Here is a 20,007-nt window from a genome sequence, read left to right on the forward strand (position 1 = left end):
TTATAAATGAGCCGGTTTGTAACTGTGGAGCGCCCGCACATATTGGGCGCGTTCAAAATCGCTGGGATTGGCGCAGTTTTTCTGGCTCATGCTGCCCTGCAACTGGCGAACCGATTCATATTCGTGTTCTGCCATCCATTCGATTAAATCACGCTCAATGATTTTGATATGGTCTATGCCGCGCCTAAAAAGGACTGAGCATAGCTGTGTGACGTTTGCTCCGACCATCAACATTTTTAACACATCTTGTGCCGTATGGATACCACTGGTTGCAGCAAGTGATGCATGAATGCGCCCGTAAAGAATGGCGATCCAGCGCATCGGCAGGCGCATTGCCTGCGGCGTGCTCAAAATGATGTTGGGAAAAACCTCCAGAGCTTCGAGGTTAAGGTCAGGTTGATAAAAACGGTTAAACAAAACCAGTCCATCGGCTCCTTCACCGTCAAGACGTTTGGCAAAATTGGCGAGGTTGCTGAAAAATGGACTGAGCTTTATCGAAACCGGAATCTTGACATGGGGTTTGACCATTTCAAGTATATCGAGATAGGTGTGCTCGATTTCAACCCCGGAAATATCCGGGTCAGTCGGGATGTAATAAATATTTAATTCGATGGCATCGGCTCCAGCCTGTTCAATCTCTTTCGCATAATCCGTCCAGCCGCCGATGGATGAACCATTGAGACTGCCGATAATCGGAATGTTCACGGCTTCTTTGGCTCTGCGAATGTGATTGAGATAACCTTCGGGTCCGAGATGATAATCGAGCGGTTCGGGAAAAAAGGTCAACGCTTCGGCAAAACTTTCGGTGCCGTAACTCAAATGATAATTCAACTCAAAGCGGTCATTGGTGAGTTGCTCTTCAAACAGCGAATGCAAAACCACGGCTGACGCGCCCGCATCCTCCATGCGTTTGATGTTGTCAAGCTCTTCCGAAAGCGGCGAAGCCGATACAATCAGCGGCGTTCGTAAATTCATTCCCAGATAAGAGGTGTTGAGCTTCATGAGATAACCTTTCGTTTTCAGTTATTCACTGCTTTGAAATTTCCATCCCCACCGGTTTACAAAAATTCAGCCCGGCTGCAATAACCGTTGTTGACTACTGCACGGGTATCACAGCCGGTGTCCACGCACTGAGGCATCACTTTTGCAACTTCGCTAATTCCTTTCCACCGATATTGCCGTTACCGTCCGGCGGTTCCGGTTTTCTCGAGGCAAAGTATTCGTAAAAACGCCAGCGATCATAAACATCTTTTTGCGCTTCCTTGAGCATCCGCTTGGCATCTTCGGGATGACTCTTGGTGAGCATTTTGAAACGATTCTCGCGATAGAGATATTGCTCAAGGGCAATCTTCGGCGCGCGTGAATCAAGCTGAAGCGGGTTTTCGCCGGTTTCGGTTAAATCGGGGTTGTAGCGATAGAGCAACCATTGACCGGATTCGACGGCGGCTTTCTGATTTTGCATGCCAGTCGCCATGTTGATGCCATGCGCGATGCAATGACTATAAGCAATGATGAGCGATGGTCCGTCATAAGCCTCGGCTTCAAGAAAAGCCTTGAGCGTGTGTTCGTCTTTAGCGCCCATCGCAACCCGCGCCACATAGACATTGCCGTAAGTCATGGCAATCAATCCCAAATCTTTTTTCGCGACGGGCTTGCCCCCGGCAGCGAATTTTGCCACCGCCGCGCGCGGTGTGGCTTTCGACATTTGTCCGCCGGTGTTGGAATAGACTTCGGTGTCGAGTACCAGAATGTTGACGTTGCGACCGCTTGCCAGGACATGGTCGAGTCCACCATAACCAATGTCATAAGCCCAGCCGTCGCCGCCAACAATCCATACGCTCTTTTTCACCAGGTAATCGGCGAGACTTTGTAATTGTTTCGCTTCAACCGAATCGAGACCGGCAAGTTGCTGTTTCAATATTTCAACCCGTTCGCGCTGGTCATAAATATCCGCTTCATTTTTTTGCTCGGCATTCAGAATGTGTTCGACCAATTCGTCGCCAACCACACTGGCGAATTTCGGCAACAGTTGTTTGGCAAAGGCAGTTTGCTGGTCAATCGACAATCTGAACCCCAAACCAAACTCGGCATTGTCTTCAAAGAGGGAATTCGACCAGGCGGGACCGCGACCTTCGCCATTTTGTGTGTAAGGCGTGGTCGGCAGATTGCCGCCATAAATCGAAGAACAACCGGTGGCATTGGCAATCACCGTGCGGTCGCCGAAAAGCTGAGTGACCAGTTTGATGTAAGGCGTTTCGCCGCATCCGGCGCATGCCCCGGAAAATTCAAACAGCGGTTCCTGCACCTGTTGTTGACGAATCGTCGAGTTTTTAATCAACCGACGGTCGAGTTCGGGAATCTCTAAATAGAAATCCCAATTGTCGCGTTCGCTTTCGCGAAGCGGCGGTTGCGCTTGCATATTGAGGGCTTTGAGCCGGGTTTCGGTTTTGTTTTTCGCGGGACAAATATCGACGCAAATCCCGCAACCCGTGCAATCTTCGGGTGCCACCTGAATGGTGTATTTCAACCCTTGCCATTCGCGGTCGCGGGCATCACAGGATTTGAAAGATTCGGGCGCGCCTTCGAGATATTTCGCGTCATAGGCTTTAATGCGAATGACACTATGCGGGCAGACCATCGCGCATTTGCCGCATTGAATACACACCTGCGAATCCCAAACCGGAATTTCCAATGCGAGATTGCGTTTTTCCCATTTCGCGGTTGCCGTCGGATAAGTGCCATCGCAAGGCAAGGCGCTCACCGGCAATAAATCGCCCTGACAGGCAATCATTTTTCCCAGTACATCGCGCACAAAAGTCGGAGCAGTTGGCGAGACCGGCGGCGGCATCGCTATGTTGCCGGTCACATCGCCGGGAATCGTAACTTCAAAGAGATGCGCCAAGGTTTCATCCACCGCTTTTAAATTCAACGCGACGATTTCATCGCCTTTTTTGCCATAGGTTTTCCTGATGGAATCTTTGATTGCGACAATCGCTTCGGCTTTCGGCAAGACGCCCGACAGGGCAAAGAAACAGACCTGCATCACCGTATTGATGCGCGTTCCCATGCCGCTTTCTCTGGCTACTTTAGTCGCATCAATGACGAAAAATTTAGCGCGTTTTTCGATTAGCTGTTCCTGCATGGTCTGCGGCAACTCGTGCCAGATTTGCTCTTTTGAATAAGGTGTGTTGAGCAGAAAAGTGCCGCCCTCGACCAACGCCGAAAGCATATCGTAACGTTCGAGGAATATCGGTTGATGACAGGCGACGAAATTCGATTGGGTGATGAGATAGGTTGAACGAATCGGTTCGGGACCAAATCGTAAGTGGGACACGGTGACGGCTCCGGCTTTTTTGGAGTCGTAAACAAAATAGCCTTGCGCGAAATTATCGGTGTTTTCGCCAATGATTTTGATGGAATTTTTATTCGCGCCGACCGTGCCATCCGAACCCAAGCCATAAAACATGGCGCGCACTACGCTTGCGGGTTCGGTTGAAAAACGGTCATCGTATTCGAGACTGGTGAAGGTCACATCGTCATTGATGCCGATGGTGAAATGATTTTTCGGATGTTCATGTTTGAGATTATCGAATAGCGCTTTAACCATCGCGGGGGTGAATTCTTTTGAAGATAACCCGTAACGCCCGCCGACGATTTTCGGCGCGACTTCGAGTTCGCCCCATTGTTTGCTCATTCCTTCGTGAAGCGCGGTGATGCAATCCTGATAAAGCGGTTCGCCGGCGCTGCCCGGCTCTTTGGTGCGGTCAAGCACGGCAATAGCTTTAACGGTTGCCGGTAACGCTTCAACAAAACGTTTAGAATCGAACGGGCGATACAAGCGCACTTTCAACACCCCGACCTTTTCGCCCTGGGCGTTTAAGTAATCGACGGTTTCGTGAACCGCTTCCGCGCCCGAACCCATTAAAACAATAATGCGCTCGGCATCCGTTGCGCCGTGATATTCATAGAGGTGATACTGCCGTCCGGTAATTGCCGCGAATTTATCCATCGCCTTCTGCAAAATATCCGGGCATTTGTCATAGAAAGGATTGACGGTTTCGCGGGCTTGAAAATAGACATCGGGGTTTTGCGCCGTGCCGCGCAGCACCGGATGGTCGGGCGAAAGCGCGCGCCCGCGATGCGCCAGCACTAAATCGAGGTCAATCATTTCGCGCATATCATCGTCGGTGAGCAGTTCGACTTTGGCGACTTCATGCGAGGTGCGGAACCCGTCGAAGAAATGCAGAAAGGGAATGCGCGACTCAAGCGATGCAGCCTGTGCAATCAGCGCAAAATCCATCGCTTCCTGTACCGAATTTGACGCAAGCAGTGCAAAGCCGGTGGCGCGCGTTGCCATCACATCGCTATGATCGCCGAAAATTGAAAGCCCCTGCGCGGCAAGTGATCGTGCCGCCACGTGGATGACCATCGGTGTGAGTTCACCGGCAATCTTATACATATTGGGAATCATCAGCAGCAAGCCCTGCGATGCCGTGAAGGTTGTGGTTAGTGAACCGGTTTGCAATGCGCCGTGTACAGCGCCCGCCGCGCCGCCTTCGCTTTGCATTTCAATGACCGATGGCACGATGCCCCAGATGTTCGGTTGATGCGCCGCAGACCAGGCATCAGACCATTCGCCCATTGGCGATGATGGCGTAATTGGATAAATGGCAATGACTTCATTGATTCGATAAGCAACGTGGGCGACGGCTTCATTGCCGTCAAAGGTGATTAATTCTCTTTTCATAATTTCCTCTAACGGGCGTGAGAGAGCAAAACCTATTCCAGCGGGAAATTGATTCCAAGTTCGGGGGATTGCGGAAAAATACCAGTGAGAAAACCATACAGGTTGCGATAACGCCCATCATTCGCCGGTTGAATTGTGAAATTTTTCGCAGCAATGGTGATTAACGCGAAGATTTATTCGGGTATGAGTTTTGCACCACAACAAAGATTATTAAACTTTACACACTCGGAGGAGTTATGAGCTTTACCTTATCCAATACGGTTAGAGAAGTCGCGGTTAAATTGCCCGGAGCCACGCGGATATTTGAACGACTGGGTATCGATTATTGTTGTGGCGGCAATCGTTCGCTAAATGAAGCCTGCCAGCTTGCACAGGTTTCAACTGAAGAGGTTTTATCTTCACTGATGGAGCTTGATAAAAACCATGAGCCGTTGCCAAATCACAATTGGCAACAGGAATCGCTTATTGCACTGGTTGATTTTATTGTGCAAACCCATCATGTGTTTACCAAACAGGAGATTGAACGGTTGGAAAAATTACTGATCAGCGTTTGCAAGGCGCACGCCCAAAATCATCCTGAACTTTTACGCTTGAATGAATTATTTAAATTGCTGGCAGAAGATTTACTCCCGCATATGATGAAGGAAGAGAGCGTGCTGTTTCCTTACGTGAAAGCTTTGGAATCGGCGCAGAAAAATCATCATAAACCGCCGATGCCGTTTTTCGGAACCGTGAAAAACCCCGTGAGGATGATGATGATGGAACATGATAACGTCGGTGAATTGCTGCGCATTATGCGAACCATGACCAACAATTATCAGGTTCCGGCGGATGCCTGCATCAGTTATCAAACTTTGTATGAAGCCTTGCCGTCATTTGAAGCAGATTTACACCAGCACATTCACCTGGAAAATAATGTTCTTTTTCCGCGAACCCTGGAATTGGAAAAGGCTGCCTGGTATGAATTGCAACTTGCTTGAATGAACCGATAGGGGAGGAAAAAATGAATCTTCCCTTTAGCGCAGATCAATTCTTTAGCATTTTTGAGACATATAATCGGGCAATTTTTCCCGTTCAGGTGATTGCCTATGCGCTCGGCGGCGTTGCTGTGCTGATGGCGCTTTCAAAATTTTCAAAGCGCGACCAACTGGTAGCTGCGATATTGGCTGCCTTCTGGTTATGGACAGGAATTTTTTATCACTTGATGTATTTCAGCAGCCTTAACCCGGCTGCTTACATTTTTGGTCTGGTATTTATAATTCAGGGGGGGCTGTTACTGTGGTTTGGATTTGTAAAGCAACAGCTCTCTTTTAGTTTTAGCAGAAACCTTCGCAGCCTGGTGGGGGGATTGTTGATACTTTATGCAATGGCGCTGTACCCGGCACTCGGATATGTATTCGACCATGGTTATCCCCAATCACCCATGTTTGGGGTGACGCCCTGCCCGTTGACCATTTTTACTTTGGGTTTCTTCTTATTCGTCCAAAAAAAAGTTCCCTGGCAATTGTTAATCATTCCGCTGTTGTGGTCATTGGTTGGGTCAACGGCAGCTTTTCTCTTTGGGGTGAAAGAGGATTTCGGGTTGCTTGTCGCAGGTCTACTTGTGCTAGCTTTTGTATTTGAGAGCCGTCGCGAAAAAATCCTCGCGCGTCTTTAGTGGGTGGGGAATAAGTCGCACACCATTTCCTGTTCTATGCAAATAGTGGCGATTTTCTGGACTATTCCCCATTTTTTGTGTGGTTCGGTGATTGCTTTAACGATTCTGAATTATTTCAAAATTCAACATGACGGAGAGGTGTGAATATGAAATACATCAGAACCATTCTGGCGTTGTTGTTGACGGTTTTCTGCGGAGCAGGCGGGGGCATATTCCTGACCTTTACGGGCAGCAGTTTAGTTGGCACCTACCTTTACACGGCATTTCCGTTTGCCGTAGCGGTTTTGTTTATCGCCATCGGTTTGGATGTTCTCGGTGACCTGAAACGCCAGGCGTCGGAAACCAAAGAGTCACAAACCGCCGATACGCAGGCTTCCACAACGACGCATCATCCGAAGGCTGCCTGAGCCTGAAATCAATTAGGTGGTTATGAATTCAAATGTTGTTCATCTGCTGCGCTGCAAAGCCTGCGGAAGCGTTAATCGTGTCCCGGCTGATCGGTTGAAGCAAAAATTCATTCCGATTTGCGGGCGTTGCGCTACGGCTTTGTCTCTGGGCGCAGAGCCGGTCATGGTCAACCACAGCAATTTTGCCGAAGTGGTCGAGCAATCGGCGATTCCGGTTGTTGTTGATTTCTGGGCTGACTGGTGCGCGCCCTGCAAAATGCTCGCCCCTGTGCTTGACCAACTGGCAAGCGAACTCGACGGGCGCGTGCAGATTGCCAAATTAAATATCGATGAAAATCAGGCAATGGCTGTGCGGTTTAATGTTCGCAGCATCCCGACATTGATTATTTTCAAAGACGGCAAAGCGGTTGACCGGCTGATTGGTTTGATGAGCAAAGAGCAGATTATGAGCCGGTTGGAAGCTGTGCTGGAGAATTAACTGCGGGTAAGCAAATGAAAATAGAAAGGCAAATTTCGATTTAAAACCCGACAGCCGTTTGTGCATTCAAGCCTTGCCCGCGTGTTCGCAAACCACGATGTGCGCGTAATCAATCGGTTTGAAACGCCGCAGATGAAATTTGTGTCGCAACCCTTCGGCATCATAATCGTGAATCAATCGGAATCCGAAATTCTTTAAATAATCAGCGACTGCTTCGGGTTGCAATCCGAATAGCCACGGTTCACCGAGTTGCGCCACGCGGCGCGCTGCAAATCGCGCTTCGGCATTTGGCGTGGTCTGGTCAATGACTTCCTGCAAGAAATAATCGAATGTGAGTTTGCTCCCCTGGCTTCCCAACAAACGGATTTGCGTTAAAGCGCGCGCCATCGCCTGCTCAGTCAAATAGTACGACACGCCCATCCAGATAATCAGTGAAAGTTGATGGCTGGCGCATCCTGCCTCTTGCAATTTTTCAACGAAGTTATCTTTTTCAAAATCAACGGCGACAAAGCGCAGATTATCGGGGATGCCCAACCGTTCCAAGACTCTGCGTTTGACCTTTTGGGTAGCCGGATGATCGACTTCAAAAACCGTTACGCCACGAAGCGTTTGCTGAATTCTTAACGCCATCGAATCAAACCCCGCGCCTAAAAGCACGAGTTGCTGCAATCCTTGACCAACCATCTCGCTTGCCAGTTCATCGGCAAAACGCGCGCGAATGGCAACGAATTCCTGCCCGCCGGTTGCCCAGAAATCCAGAAAGCGCGATAGCAGACGCGAGCGCATCGGGCTGCGGGCAACCAGGCGCAAATATGGATGTTGAATAAATGCCGATGCGTAAGGGTCGTCGAGTATGCGTTGGGATGGCGGCAGATTCTGTTGTATGGCGCGGGCTAAGGCAACCGCCTCGGCGGTGCGGCTGTAATCTTTTCTCATCAAGCATTCCCCTCAAACCCATCGCAGACGTTTGCGAGAATGAATTCTTTTTGACAATACACTGCTACTTGAGTTGAGCAAGCGGTCTTTGACCGCCTGTTAAAAATCATCGCGGTCAAAGACCGCTTGCTTAAAAATTTTTCCGGTAAAATCAACCGCAAAATGCTCTCAAGAACGGTTGCCAGTGTAGCACATTTTTTTCAGGCAACTGGTATTCGGGAAGAACGAATGAATTCTGGCAAGCGCCTGTGGCAGCGGGTGGGTTGAACACACACAATGAGCCGCCGGTTACCGCCGAATCGTACTGCTTTACTTGCGTTTTTGCAGCGAGGCGCTGAGGCGTTGTGAATTGCCAATCACCGATAAACTCGATAGCAACATGGCGGCGGCGGCAAGCAACGGATTCAACACGCCCGTGACTGCGAGGCTGATGCTCAAGGTGTTATACACGAATGCCCAGAACAGATTTTGTCTGACGACGCGCCAGGTCTTGCGCGAAATCTCGAACGCTTCGATAACTTTCGTCAGTGAATTGCTCATTAACACCATCGCTGCGGCGCGCATCGCGAGGTCTGCCCCCGACCCCACAGCGATGCCTAAATCAGCTTTCGCCAAAGCCGGCGCATCGTTAATGCCATCGCCAATCATGGCGACGACTTTGCCCTGTTGCTGCAATCGCTCAATCACCTGGGTTTTATCATCGGGCAGGGCTTCGGCTATGAATTCATCTGCGCCAACCTGTTTGGTAATCCAGGCGGTCGTGTCTTGCGCGTCACCCGAAACTATCAAGGTTTTGATGCCGCGCGCTCTTAAATCATTCACGACCTGGCGGGCTTCCGGTTTAACCTGGTCGCCGAAGGCGAGCACGCCTTTGATTGCGCCTTGCCAGCCGAAAAATGCCACCGTGCGCCCTTGCCGCTCCCACTGATTGGCGCTTTCCAGAAATTGCGAACCCGACAGTCGCGCTTCGCTTTCGGCGAGTTTGCGATTGCCGATGAAAATGCGTTTGTTTGAAATCTTGCCGGTGATGCCAAGCCCTTTATGAATTTGCACCTCGCGGGCTTCCGTAATATCGATATTTTCATGCTCGGCGTAATTGATGACCGCGCGTCCCAAGGGATGTTCCGAACAGCGTTCAAGCCCAGCGAGCATCGGCAAGTAATGGGTTTTAAAAATCCCGTCGGATAAATTTTCACTTACAGGCGGTTGTAGTGAGTTCTGCAATTGCAGGGCGATGGTTGGAATGAAATTTTCGAGCATCACCGTTTCAGGTTGAATGTCGAAATCTAGGAGCGCGAAGTTGCCTTCGGTGATGGTTCCGGTTTTATCCAATATCACCACATCAACTTTGCGAATGGTTTCCAGTACCCGACTGTCGCTAACGAGTATGCCTGAACGTGAAGCCGCGCCAATGGCGGCGGTGATGGCAAGCGGCGTTGCCATCCCCAACGCACAGGGGCAAGCGATAACCAGAACCGTGATGGCGCGCATCAAGGCATCGCCCAGGTTGGTAAACCCGCCGAGCCAGCAAATCGCAAAAGTTGAAACGGCAACGACAATGACGCCCGGCACGAAAATGCGCGACACTTTATCAACCGTGCGCTCGATTGCCGAACGACTGCTCAGGGCGTGTTCTACCAGGCGAATGATTTGCGCCAGCGTCGTGTCATTGCCAACCTTGGTGGCGCGAATGTGCAGGACGCTACTGACATTGACGCTGCCCGATACCACAGGGCTATCAATCCCTTTAGCGATTGGCGACGATTCGCCTGTGAGCAACGATTCATCGGTATGCGATGCGCCTTCGACCACTACACCATCAGCCGGTATGCGTTCACCGGCTTTGACGACAAAAATATCATCGACACTGAGCGCCTCGATGGAAACAAATTTTTCCAAGCCACCGGCATACAGTCGAACTTTTTTCGGCATTAACCGATAAAGCATGGTGATGGCTTTGCTGGTGCGCTCTTTTGCGCCGCGTTCGATTAATTTGCCAAGTAAAACCAAGGTGACGATTGCTGAAGCGGTATCGAAATAGACATGGGTTTCGCCGCGAAAGGCTTGAATCGAACTGTAAACATAAGCCGCAAGAATGCCTAAACCAAGGAGCGTTTCCATTCTTACAGTGCGATTGATGAAGCCTTGCCAGGCGAGTTGCATAATCGTTTTTGCAGAAAAGAAGATGACAGGCGCAGCCAGCGCCATCAACACAAAGGGCAGGAAACGCGCCAGACTTTCATTGATTTGCTCGAAATATCCAACATAAAGCGCCGTGCTCAACGTCATGATGTTGAGCCACAGAAAACCCGCAATGCCGAGTCGCAAAATTAAATCGCGCCGTTCCGTCTGCGCTGCTTCATTGTCGCCGGTGTATTCGCTGGCTTGATAACCGAGTTGCTTGATGCGCTGAGTGATGCGGTCGGGCGGCAGATATTGCGGGCAGTAACGAACTTTAACTAAATCGGATGCAAAGAACGCTTCAGCGGAAACCACGCCGCGTTCATTCGATAAGGCGTGCTCGATAAGCCAGGCGCAAGACGAACACCACATGCCTGAAACCTGAATCAATGCCTCTTCGGTTGGTGTGCCTTGGGGAATTTCAAGAGTTGATTTTTTAGTTGATTGGGTTCTGCCGGTGGAAATCAGTCCGAGCTGTAAACTGCGTTTGAAAATTTCAGTTTCGCGAATGTCTTCACCGCTGTCGATGACGCCGCTTTCCAGCAATATGGCATAAACATTTGTGCAACCCAGACAACAGAACCATTTGGTTTCATGGTTAAATTGTCGTTGAAATGGATGGCGTCCGACCGGTAATTGACACAGGTCGCACGGATAGTTTGCCTGCTCTTCTTTCATGCAATGACCCTTTTCAATGATGTGATAGTTCGGCGTTTACGGGTTTGCCTTGTTCATCAAGAATGATGGGATTGGCTTTCTTGGAAACGTAATAAACCACAACCAGAATTCCGATAAACAAGACCATCACCAGCGGCAACACGTAGAGTAAAACCGGGTGCCCTGTTTTTGATGCGGGATGAGTTGATTGAATATTCACAGCACTCTCCTTTGAATGAAGCGCAAGTGAGCCGGGAATAATCGACTCACTTGCTGATGAGTTAAAGCAAACTAGAAGCGATAGGACATGCCCATTGCAAATTGCGAACGGGCTTTTAAATCGACGCCCGGCGCAATCTTTCCGGCAAGCTGGGCAACGCCGAAATCAATATTGAAGGGCACATCGCCTTTCGGCACGATGCGCACGAAATAGGTTAAGGAAGTTGGCAGCGTTGCGCCCGGCAAATCCTTGATGCGTTTCGGTTGTTTGGCGAATTCGGAACCGAATATCAATAAACCTTTTGACGCTTTGACGACGAACGCGCCCGCGCCGAAAAGTTTTCCAGTCCAATCGGGCGCATTACCGGCAACCCCCATAAGCGATGCATTGGTGCCTTTGTAGCCGACGTTAATCAATATCGGCAGATGTTTGACCTGAGTAATGGTTTTGGTTGCAACGATGTAAACATCGCCGTTTTTGGTTTCCTTGTTGGTGAGCACACCGCCCACACGTTTGACCTGAGTGCGCGCCACAAAGCCTACGGAAACCGCCGGGACAAAATTGTTTTTACCGGCATTTTCAGTGACCAGATTGGCTTTGCCATGAAAGATGTTAAAGCCTTCTTTAAAAAGCGAACTGAAAACCGGTGTGCTGCCTTCGGCTGCGCCATTGCGCGTGTAACCGAATTCCAACCGTTTGGCGATGCCGACGGTGATCGAGCCTTGAAAATGATTGCCAATCACGCTGCCGGCATTTAAATAGTGAAAGCTGACGTTCGGGTGACCGATGCCTTTAACCGGCGAATCGCTGGTATAGGCAAAAGGGGTGATAAACGCTCCCGTTTGACCTTCCCAGTTCAAACTCTGAGCCGAAGTTGTCGACGCCGAGAAGAGTGTTAAGGCAAAGACGAAAGCGCAGGCAAAAACAATATGGGAAAAAAGTTTACCTCCACGCGAAGCGATATGAGTTGATAATTGATTCATTCCCTGATCCTCCAGTAATTGAGATTGAGGTTAGTCCTTCGCCTGGCAATTTGCTGAGGCGAAGGTTATGAATGGTTTAAATCACACGAATGAAATACCCATGTGACTCGGTATGTATGAAAGAAAAAATAATGACTTCTCCTTACTACAACTGACCGTTTATTTGGTCTTCGGGCGCTCAGTCGGCATGATGAACGTCATATCAAAGGTTTCTCTGGTATTGTCGGGCGTCACTGCGCCGACGATTTGAAAATAATTGACGCCCGGTTGCGCTTGATTAGGCTCCAGCGCAATTTCAAATTCGGTTTGCACCTCTTCACCGGCTTGCAGCGGCAGGGGATTATCAGCCACCACGATTTGCGCATCAGGTAAATTATTGAGTGACAGCGTGAGCAGCGCATCTTTTTTACCGCGATTGGCAACCGTCATGCGGAATTGATTGTAAATTCTGCCGTCTTCGCCGATGCGATACATGGTTGTGCGAATCGGCGCAATTTTCACGAGCACGTTATCGCGCATCGAAAGCGCCACAAACAGACCGGAGGCATAAAACAAAATAATCAACAGCACCACCATGCGTTTGGCATCTCTCAGTCCCAGACGGCGAAGCCACGGCACTTTTTTATCGTTTAGATATTCGCCCTTTTCGCCCCACGTATAGTGAATCAAACTCTCTTTGCCGAAACGTCCGAGCACGTCCGCGCAGGCATCGATGCATTCGCCGCAATGAATACATTCGATTTGATAAGGCGATTTGCGAATGTCTATGCCCATATGACAAATGCGCACGCATTTTTTGCATTCGATACAGGTTTTGTCTTCATCGCGATAATGCACGATGAGCGTGTTGTTGTCGCCGAGGATGCCTTGCAGATAACCGTAAGGGCATATGGTGGTGCAGAATTTCTGGCGCACCAAAGTGAAATCCAAAAAGGTGATGAGCGTGGTTGCCGCGCCCGCAATGCCCCCGGCGGTTTGAATATCGAGTGAAGCTAAACGCCAGAATAAATCGCGCGGCTCGACGAAGTAGGAAATAAACACGAAAGCCAAAAATATCGAAGCCAGACCGAGCACGCTGTAAAATCCGATGCGGCTCAGGAGTTGGCGTTTTTTGGCATCCATTTTGATGAAGCGTTTGTTGATGACGCGGCGGATTTTGTCTTCGACGGCAAGCGAGGCTTCACTGAAAATCATCTGCGGGCAGAGGTAGCTGCAATAGATTCTGCCATAGAGCATGGATGCCGCGGCGATGACGAACAAGGTAAACATCATGGCGAAAAAGATAATGGCAAATTCATTAATCCAGAGTTCGTAACCCGCGAAATAAAAACGCTGACGCGGAATGTCAAAGCGCATCACATTAAAAAAGGGAAGAATTAAAAATCCGATAAAACATAAAGACTGCACGATTCGGCGGCTGCGGTGATAAGTCTTCTGCTTTGGAACTGGAGTCACCGCAGGCTTCAGTGATGGTTTTTTCGACTGGATAACCGGAAGCGGTTTGGGTTCAGTCGTAACGAGGTTTTTCATGATAAGGCTCATATTTCAGTTTCAGTTCAGTAGCCCGACCGTCAGGGAGGGCGCTCAAATGCCTGCGCTAACTTTTGGGCTACTGATGACATTCGGTTGGCGCGCTGCCCGATATGAACGGCATCACACCGCGCCAAACCAAAAATGCGCCAAGCAGCGTGACACTGACGGCTGCCAGACGGCTCCCCCATCTGCCTAATTTCAAACTGATGACCGACGAAAACATACCGAGCACCAATAAAGCACTGGTTGTGCCCAGTCCAAACGCCAACATGGTGAGCGCCCCTGCCAGCATCTCGCCGGTTGCAATCGCCCTCAGCAAAGCTGCGTAAACCAGTCCACAAGGCAGAAATCCGAGCATCACGCCAAGCGAAAATTTGCTGAGAATCGTCGGCGACGAGAGACGCCAACCGATGGGGTTTAACCACCGCGATAAGCTTTTGAGCGGGTCAAATCTTTGCAGGTTGCGGCTGGGGATTAAATCAAGCATGAGCAAACCCGCGATAACCATTAACGCGCCGCCAATGATTGCCGCAATATTGCCCACGCCTGCGAGTTTGCCGATAAAACCGATTGTGCCGCCCGCCAAACCTGCCATCAAGCCGAGTACGGTATAAGTTAAAATTCTCCCCGCGTTGTAGGAGAGGTGAGCAAAAAATTGCTGTCTTCGCGTGTGCTTACCCAATGGCAAACTGTAAGACAGCACAATCGGTCCGCACATTTGCACACAATGCAAACTACTCACAAGTCCTAATGCAAAAATCAGGTAAAATTCCCCAAAGCTCATCACGAATCTCTAATTGTGCAATTCGTGTGCCTTGTGGACAGAGCAATAGCCGGAAGGGAGATGAACAGAGGAATGCATTCAGAAGTCTTTTTACTGGGAGCGTGGACGGTTCAATCCGCGTCTTCAAATAATCGGGCAGGGAGGTTCTCGCCCGCGTTATTCATATAGGGATGATGCTTCCTTCCCAGTAAAAAGGGCAAAGCATATGGCAACGACGGATTTTGAGAACCACTATCCTACCAGAGAGCTTCTGTTTGCGTAATTGATTTTGGGATTCGCAACCCCAACTGTCGAACACTCCCGATAAAAATCGAAACGCTTCATGGTGACCGCCTGTGTCGGACACCGCGACGCGCACATGGCGCAACGTATACAAATCGATTCGTCCTTGAGCATCACCGCGCCGAGTTCCTGCAATTCTTCATCAGTGTAATCCTGCAAATCTTCAGCCTGAATATCCCAGGTTTCCGAAGCCAGATTCATCAGGTAATCATCATTGCGCAATTGGTCAAGACCAACCAGTTTGATGACATTTTGCGGACAAACATCCACGCACCCATTACAGGCAATGCAAATCGAGGTATCGAAAACCGTGTTGATATTGCAGCGCAAACACCGCGCCGCCTGACGACGGGCTTCGCTTTCCGCGAAGTTCAATTCGGTGATGTTGAGCGTTGAAGCGCGCGTTTCGCTTTCCAATGCCGGTGGATTTTCGCGCTCGAAACGTTCCCAACCTTTGACCATCGTATACTCGGCGGGCAACCAGCGTTTACGAACCACCACATCGGTGCGCGTGCCGCGCAGATAGTCATGCATGGAACGCGCGGCAATTTGTGCCGAAGCGATGGCGTGAATGAAAAGCCTCGGGCCGTGGGCGATGTCGCCGCAAGCGAATATATCCGGCGCTGTGGTTTGATAAGTATCCGGGTCAACTTTAATCAACCCGCGTTCGATTTCTACGCCGTCTTCGGGTTTCAAAAAACTCAAATCGGAAGTTTGCCCGATGGCAAAGAGCACTGTATCAGCATGAATGTCTTCGATAAACGAGTCATCGAATTTCGGACTGAAACGGCGATTTTCATCAAACACCGAAACACATTTCACGGTTCGGAGTCCTTTGAGATAACCCTCTTCAACCAGTATTTCCTGCGGTCCACGCGAGGTATGCAACTTGATGCCTTCTTCTTCGCCTTCGACGATTTCGATTTCATCGGCGGGCATTTCATGGCGACTTTCCAGACAAACAACATGAACTTCTTTGTCGCCGCTCATTCTGAGCGCCGAACGCGCCACGTCATAAGCGATGCGCTGGGTGCGTTCCATATCCGACGATGCGTCAGCCATCGGCACCTGCATCGGGCGAATTGCCGAACGCGCCACGTCATAAGCGACATTGCCGCCGCCGATGACGATGATGCGTTTGCCAATCGGCAGCGGCTTTCCTTCATTGAACGCTTTCAAAAAATCCATGCCGTCATAAACGCCTTCCGTCTCGGTGCCGGGAATATTTAATTTGCGACCTTTGGGCAGCCCTACGCCGATGAATATCGCCTGGTAACCTTCGCGACGCAAATCGCTGATGGTGAAATCGCGCCCCAATCGCATGTTGCATTTGAGTTCGACGCCCATCGAAAGAATCGCTTGAATTTCATTGCGCACCAGATCACGCGGTAAACGAAAAACCGGCACGCCAACGGTGAGCATTCCACCGGGTTCATCATTGGCTTCAAACACCGTGACTTTGTAACCGAGCAAGGTTAAATCGTGAGCCACAGTGAGTCCCGAAACCCCTGCGCCAATCACCGCGATTTTTTCATAATCGCCGCGCGTCGGTGGAATCATGCGCTGGTCGGCTCCGGCTATGTAATATTCATAGTTGCCGGTTTCGGGTCCGAACTGTTCATTGACAAAACGTTTGAGCGCGCGAATCGTAACCGGCGCGTCAACATCGCCGCGACGACAATTGACCTCACAGGGCGCGCCACACACCCGTCCGCAGATAGATGCAAAGGGATTGGTGGCGCGGGCAATTTTATAAGCGTCACTATAGCGACCTTCAGAAATCGCCGTCACATAACCGCAGGCATTGGTATGCACCGGGCAGGCATCCTGACACTTGACCATCTTCGTCCAGTATTCGGCTGTCGTTTGGTCGGCTAATTCAAATTCCAAGTGGTTATCGTTCATAACGAATCCAAAATCTTCATCAATCCTTATTAAGCGCAATGTTGCGTTGATTCCGGTTTGGTTGACGTATTGCCCATAATAAGTAAATCGAGGCGGCAATCAATAAAGGCGAAGAATAAGCGCCGGGCAGCAATTTCCCGAAATAAAGCGAACCCACCAGATGTTGCAAGCCATTCGCCAGCATTAAAATTCCCAGCGGGTAAGACAGTCTGGTGAGCCACCTCGCGCGAGAAAAGGCGAAGGGTGAAAGCAACAGCAACAGGAGGACAGCGAAAATCAACCCGCTCAACCAGACTTCAAATGAGAAGGTTGGCAAAGGAAGAAAAGCAATTTTTTCTCGCATTGCCAAAACCGTGGCGTTATAGCCGGTTAAAAAATCGTGCAGCGCTTCATCGGTAATATGCAGCGCCAACGCCAAAGCCAGCGTCAACCAAGCCCAGCCTTGATGGGCTTCACCGGGACTTTTTGAGTGAAGAAGTAGGATTTTACTTGCCAGGCATTGCATGGTTGACCTCTAAGTAGCTACAACTCGATGTTGTCCTCTGCCCCTTGCGCTCAAGGCGGTTCGCCTCAATCTTCGTGAAATTTTTTAAAGGTGAAACGCACGAGAATCGCGCCATAAATAATTCCCAGCGCGGCGACGAAATACATAAAGCCATTGGTCGTGCCGGTCACTTCATTGAAAGCGCGCACCAGTGTGCCTCTGTCGGAGTGCGTCTCTTCGCCATTCATATAAAGGAAAAGGTAAGTGAGACAACCTCCGGCAATAACGATGAAAGCGAACTTCAAAAACATCGGTACATCGGTGCCTTTGCGCTCGGTAATCCAGCCGTCTGCATATTCTTTGATTTCGGTATTTTCTTTAGATGATTCCATACTGTGACCTCCGGTTAATCTCGCTTGTCGATAATGAATTCGTCATCATCTTTGAGCATTTGATATTTCACCTCTTCGCTGTTTTCTCCCCAGTACCCATCTTTTCTTGAGCGAATGCAGAAATAGATTGCCCCGAAGAGCAACAGGAAAAAATAGAAGTAAGCGAAAAAGATGCTGGGATAAACGTAATCTTTCATAACGGTCTCCGGCAGTCGGTAGCCGGTAGCCGGTTAGGAGTCCAACGATTAACCAGCTACCACCTCCCGGCTACTGACTACTTTTCATAATCGTTATCAGGTCGCCAATCTTTGGCGCGACCGAGGGTTTGCAAGTAAGCCACCACCGCCTGAAAATCCTGTTCATTATTGGCTATCCAGGGGAAGGGCGGCATGATGGAACCGGGAACCAGATCGCGCGGATTGCGAAAATGGGTGCGATGCCATTGCTCATCATATTTGCCACCGACGCGCGAGAGGTCTGGTCCTGTGCGTTTGGTGCCGAACATATGCGGGCTGTCGTAAACAAATTCATCGGGCGTTGACACCGGGGCATCCACACCGCGCCAGCCTGAACGTTTGGTGTCGGCAAGCAAGGTGCGGGTCTGTTGCGTGTGGCAATACCAACAGCCTTCATTGATATAAATCTGGCGACCGCGCAATTCCTGTTCGGTTAAAGGTTTCAGTTTGCCGGTCATGCCTTTGCTGGCATCGGCGTTTTCAAAGGGCTTTGCCCAGCTTTTATCAATCAAGGGCGGAACCACCGTCGTTAAAATGCCGCCGATGAAAAATAACAGCAAAGAACTGCCGATAAACCAGGCAGCGTTAGTGTCAGCTTTTCTCAACATAAAATTATGCCTCCTTCATTAAGCCGTCGCGGTTGCAACATTGCCGGCGGAAGATTTGCCCTTGGTGCCGGTCATGGTTGCCAGAATGTTGTAAGCAAAAGCGCAGATTCCGGCAAACATCAAAATGCCTGAGAAGAATCTGACCAACCAGACGGGCTGCAAAGCCACGACCGTATCGATGAACGGAATCGTCGGGTTGTTCCATTGCCAACCTTGCCAGAAACCGCCAAGCCACAAGGTCACGAAAAATCCCAGACCGCCAATCAAAAAGAGCCAGAAACTCCAATTGGCAAGCGCATCGGAATGCAACGGACGTTTGAAGATGCGCGGCACTACATAATAGCTACCGGCAATCGCGAAGAATGAAAACGCGCCAAGCACCGCCATATGGGCGTGACCGGGAATCCAGTCGGTCTTTGATACAATCGCATTCACTGAACGCAAACTGTGCATCGGTCCCTGGAAACAGGTGAGCAGATAAAAGACCACCCCGCTCATTAAAAACTTGAGCGGCACGTTTTCGCGCAACTGATGCCACTGTCCCTTCATGGTCGCCACGAAGTTATAGACCACCGCCCACACCGGAATCAGCAGCATGACCGAAAAGACGATGGCAATGGTTTGCAACCATTGTGAAATCGGCCCGTGCAGCATATGGTGCGCCCCCGTCCAGACATAGACGAAGGCGAGCGACCAGAAACCAATCATCGAAAGTTTGTGGCTGTGCAACGGACTGTTTGACGCTTTCGGAATGAAGTAATAAGCCAGCGCCAAGCCGATGGGCGTGAAAATCAAGCCGACCGCGTTATGCACATACATCCAATTCAAATTCGCTTGATTGACGCCGGTGGTAAACAGGGTGGCGAAATTTCCGGTTAAATAAACGAACGCTGTCCACAGGATGCAGCCCATCGTATACCACAGGGTCACATACATCGCCTGATATTTGCGCGTCGCCACGGTCATGAAAATATTGAGACCAAACATAATCCAGGCGATGACCACCAGAACATCGAGCGGCAATGGCAGTTCGGCGTACTCAAGCCCCTGATTCCAACCCATCAGTAAACAGACCACGGCGCTCAGAACAATGACATTCCAGAGGATGGCGGTTGCCACACCGAGTTTTTCGCTCCACAGTTTGACCCCGCATAGCCTTGGGACGACGTAATAGGCGAGTCCCATATCAGCGGCGAGTAACCATCCGAACAGCATGCCATTGACGTGCAGTGGACGCAGTCTGCCGTAGGTCAACATCGGGATGGTGCCAAGCAGTTGAGGCCAGACAAATTTCGCCGCAATCGTAACCGCTATAATTCCTACGATAAAAAAGTAGGTGATAGAACTGACCAGAAAATACTTGGCGGTGGTATCTTGGTGAATCGAGTCGGCGTAATTTGCCGCTACCGGAATTGCGCCAACCGCAGTCGCTTCTTTTGATTCTTGCATAATGCCTCCCCAGCAAATTTGCAGTTAAATTCATTCGCCGGACTAAGCGACTGGCTTTTGCCCAACCG

The 20,007-nt window shown here is 50.1% G+C and carries 18 protein-coding genes; 4 read left to right on the top strand and 14 right to left on the bottom strand.

Annotated features, from left to right (window positions below; all coding sequences use genetic code 11):
- Both AB1757_16170 and nifJ read right to left on the bottom strand, forming a co-directional pair.
- Positions 1-1,002 carry a dihydroorotate dehydrogenase-like protein gene (locus AB1757_16170; protein MEW6128576.1) on the bottom strand — a complete coding sequence of 334 codons (1,002 nt, stop codon included), beginning with the start codon at positions 1,000-1,002 and terminating at the stop codon, positions 1-3.
- 136 nt (positions 1,003-1,138) lie between these two features.
- On the bottom strand, positions 1,139-4,747 hold the full coding sequence (gene nifJ / locus AB1757_16175; GenBank protein MEW6128577.1) for a pyruvate:ferredoxin (flavodoxin) oxidoreductase: 3,609 nt from the start codon (positions 4,745-4,747) through the stop codon (positions 1,139-1,141).
- A 236-nt stretch (positions 4,748-4,983) separates the two neighbouring features.
- Between nifJ and ric the strand changes: the two genes are divergently transcribed.
- The 4 genes from ric (at position 4,984) to trxA (ending at position 7,289) form a co-directional block, all read left to right on the top strand.
- Positions 4,984-5,727: an iron-sulfur cluster repair di-iron protein gene (gene ric / locus AB1757_16180; GenBank protein ID MEW6128578.1), complete on the top strand. Its 744-nt coding sequence runs from the start codon at positions 4,984-4,986 to the stop codon at positions 5,725-5,727.
- A 23-nt stretch (positions 5,728-5,750) separates the two neighbouring features.
- Positions 5,751-6,404, top strand: a complete 654-nt coding sequence (locus AB1757_16185) for a DUF6064 family protein (GenBank protein MEW6128579.1) — start codon at positions 5,751-5,753, stop codon at positions 6,402-6,404.
- 146 nt (positions 6,405-6,550) lie between these two features.
- Complete coding sequence (locus AB1757_16190; GenBank protein ID MEW6128580.1) at positions 6,551-6,811, top strand: hypothetical protein; 261 nt, start codon at positions 6,551-6,553, stop codon at positions 6,809-6,811.
- Between the two features lie 22 nt (positions 6,812-6,833).
- Positions 6,834-7,289 (top strand): thioredoxin, encoded by a 456-nt coding sequence (gene trxA / locus AB1757_16195; GenBank protein ID MEW6128581.1) that lies wholly within the window; start codon positions 6,834-6,836, stop codon positions 7,287-7,289.
- Positions 7,290-7,355: 66 nt separating this feature from the next.
- Here trxA and AB1757_16200 read toward each other — a convergent pair whose 3' ends face one another.
- The 12 genes from AB1757_16200 to AB1757_16255 all read right to left on the bottom strand — a co-directional run bounded on the left by AB1757_16200 (position 7,356) and on the right by AB1757_16255 (position 19,939).
- Entirely contained in the window at positions 7,356-8,225 is an 870-nt protein-coding gene (locus AB1757_16200) for an SAM-dependent methyltransferase (GenBank protein MEW6128582.1), read from the bottom strand.
- A 309-nt stretch (positions 8,226-8,534) separates the two neighbouring features.
- The gene (locus AB1757_16205) at positions 8,535-11,084 is read right to left on the bottom strand and encodes a cation-translocating P-type ATPase (GenBank protein ID MEW6128583.1); all 2,550 of its coding nucleotides are present in this window, start codon (positions 11,082-11,084) and stop codon (positions 8,535-8,537) included.
- A gap of 13 nt (positions 11,085-11,097) precedes the next feature.
- A complete protein-coding gene (locus AB1757_16210) occupies positions 11,098-11,283 on the bottom strand; it encodes a hypothetical protein (GenBank protein MEW6128584.1) in 186 nt (61 codons plus the stop codon).
- A 71-nt stretch (positions 11,284-11,354) separates the two neighbouring features.
- The gene (locus AB1757_16215; GenBank protein ID MEW6128585.1) at positions 11,355-12,266 is read right to left on the bottom strand and encodes a hypothetical protein; all 912 of its coding nucleotides are present in this window, start codon (positions 12,264-12,266) and stop codon (positions 11,355-11,357) included.
- Positions 12,267-12,425: 159 nt separating this feature from the next.
- Complete coding sequence (locus tag AB1757_16220; GenBank protein MEW6128586.1) at positions 12,426-13,796, bottom strand: 4Fe-4S dicluster domain-containing protein; 1,371 nt, start codon at positions 13,794-13,796, stop codon at positions 12,426-12,428.
- A gap of 79 nt (positions 13,797-13,875) precedes the next feature.
- A complete protein-coding gene (locus AB1757_16225) occupies positions 13,876-14,583 on the bottom strand; it encodes a sulfite exporter TauE/SafE family protein (GenBank protein MEW6128587.1) in 708 nt (235 codons plus the stop codon).
- Positions 14,584-14,814: 231 nt separating this feature from the next.
- Positions 14,815-16,770: an FAD-dependent oxidoreductase gene (locus AB1757_16230; GenBank protein ID MEW6128588.1), complete on the bottom strand. Its 1,956-nt coding sequence runs from the start codon at positions 16,768-16,770 to the stop codon at positions 14,815-14,817.
- A gap of 19 nt (positions 16,771-16,789) precedes the next feature.
- Positions 16,790-17,275, bottom strand: coding sequence for a hypothetical protein (locus tag AB1757_16235; protein MEW6128589.1), 486 nt, complete (start codon positions 17,273-17,275; stop codon positions 16,790-16,792).
- A 65-nt stretch (positions 17,276-17,340) separates the two neighbouring features.
- Positions 17,341-17,646, bottom strand: a complete 306-nt coding sequence (locus tag AB1757_16240) for a hypothetical protein (GenBank protein MEW6128590.1) — start codon at positions 17,644-17,646, stop codon at positions 17,341-17,343.
- 14 nt (positions 17,647-17,660) lie between these two features.
- Positions 17,661-17,843 carry a hypothetical protein gene (locus tag AB1757_16245; GenBank protein MEW6128591.1) on the bottom strand — a complete coding sequence of 61 codons (183 nt, stop codon included), beginning with the start codon at positions 17,841-17,843 and terminating at the stop codon, positions 17,661-17,663.
- 77 nt (positions 17,844-17,920) lie between these two features.
- The gene (locus tag AB1757_16250; GenBank protein ID MEW6128592.1) at positions 17,921-18,490 is read right to left on the bottom strand and encodes a cbb3-type cytochrome c oxidase subunit II; all 570 of its coding nucleotides are present in this window, start codon (positions 18,488-18,490) and stop codon (positions 17,921-17,923) included.
- An 18-nt stretch (positions 18,491-18,508) separates the two neighbouring features.
- Complete coding sequence (locus AB1757_16255) at positions 18,509-19,939, bottom strand: cbb3-type cytochrome c oxidase subunit I (protein MEW6128593.1); 1,431 nt, start codon at positions 19,937-19,939, stop codon at positions 18,509-18,511.
- Between the last annotated feature and the right edge of the window lie 68 nt (positions 19,940-20,007).

Source organism: Acidobacteriota bacterium, from assembly GCA_040754075.1.
GTDB lineage: Bacteria > Acidobacteriota > Blastocatellia > UBA7656 > UBA7656 > JBFMDH01.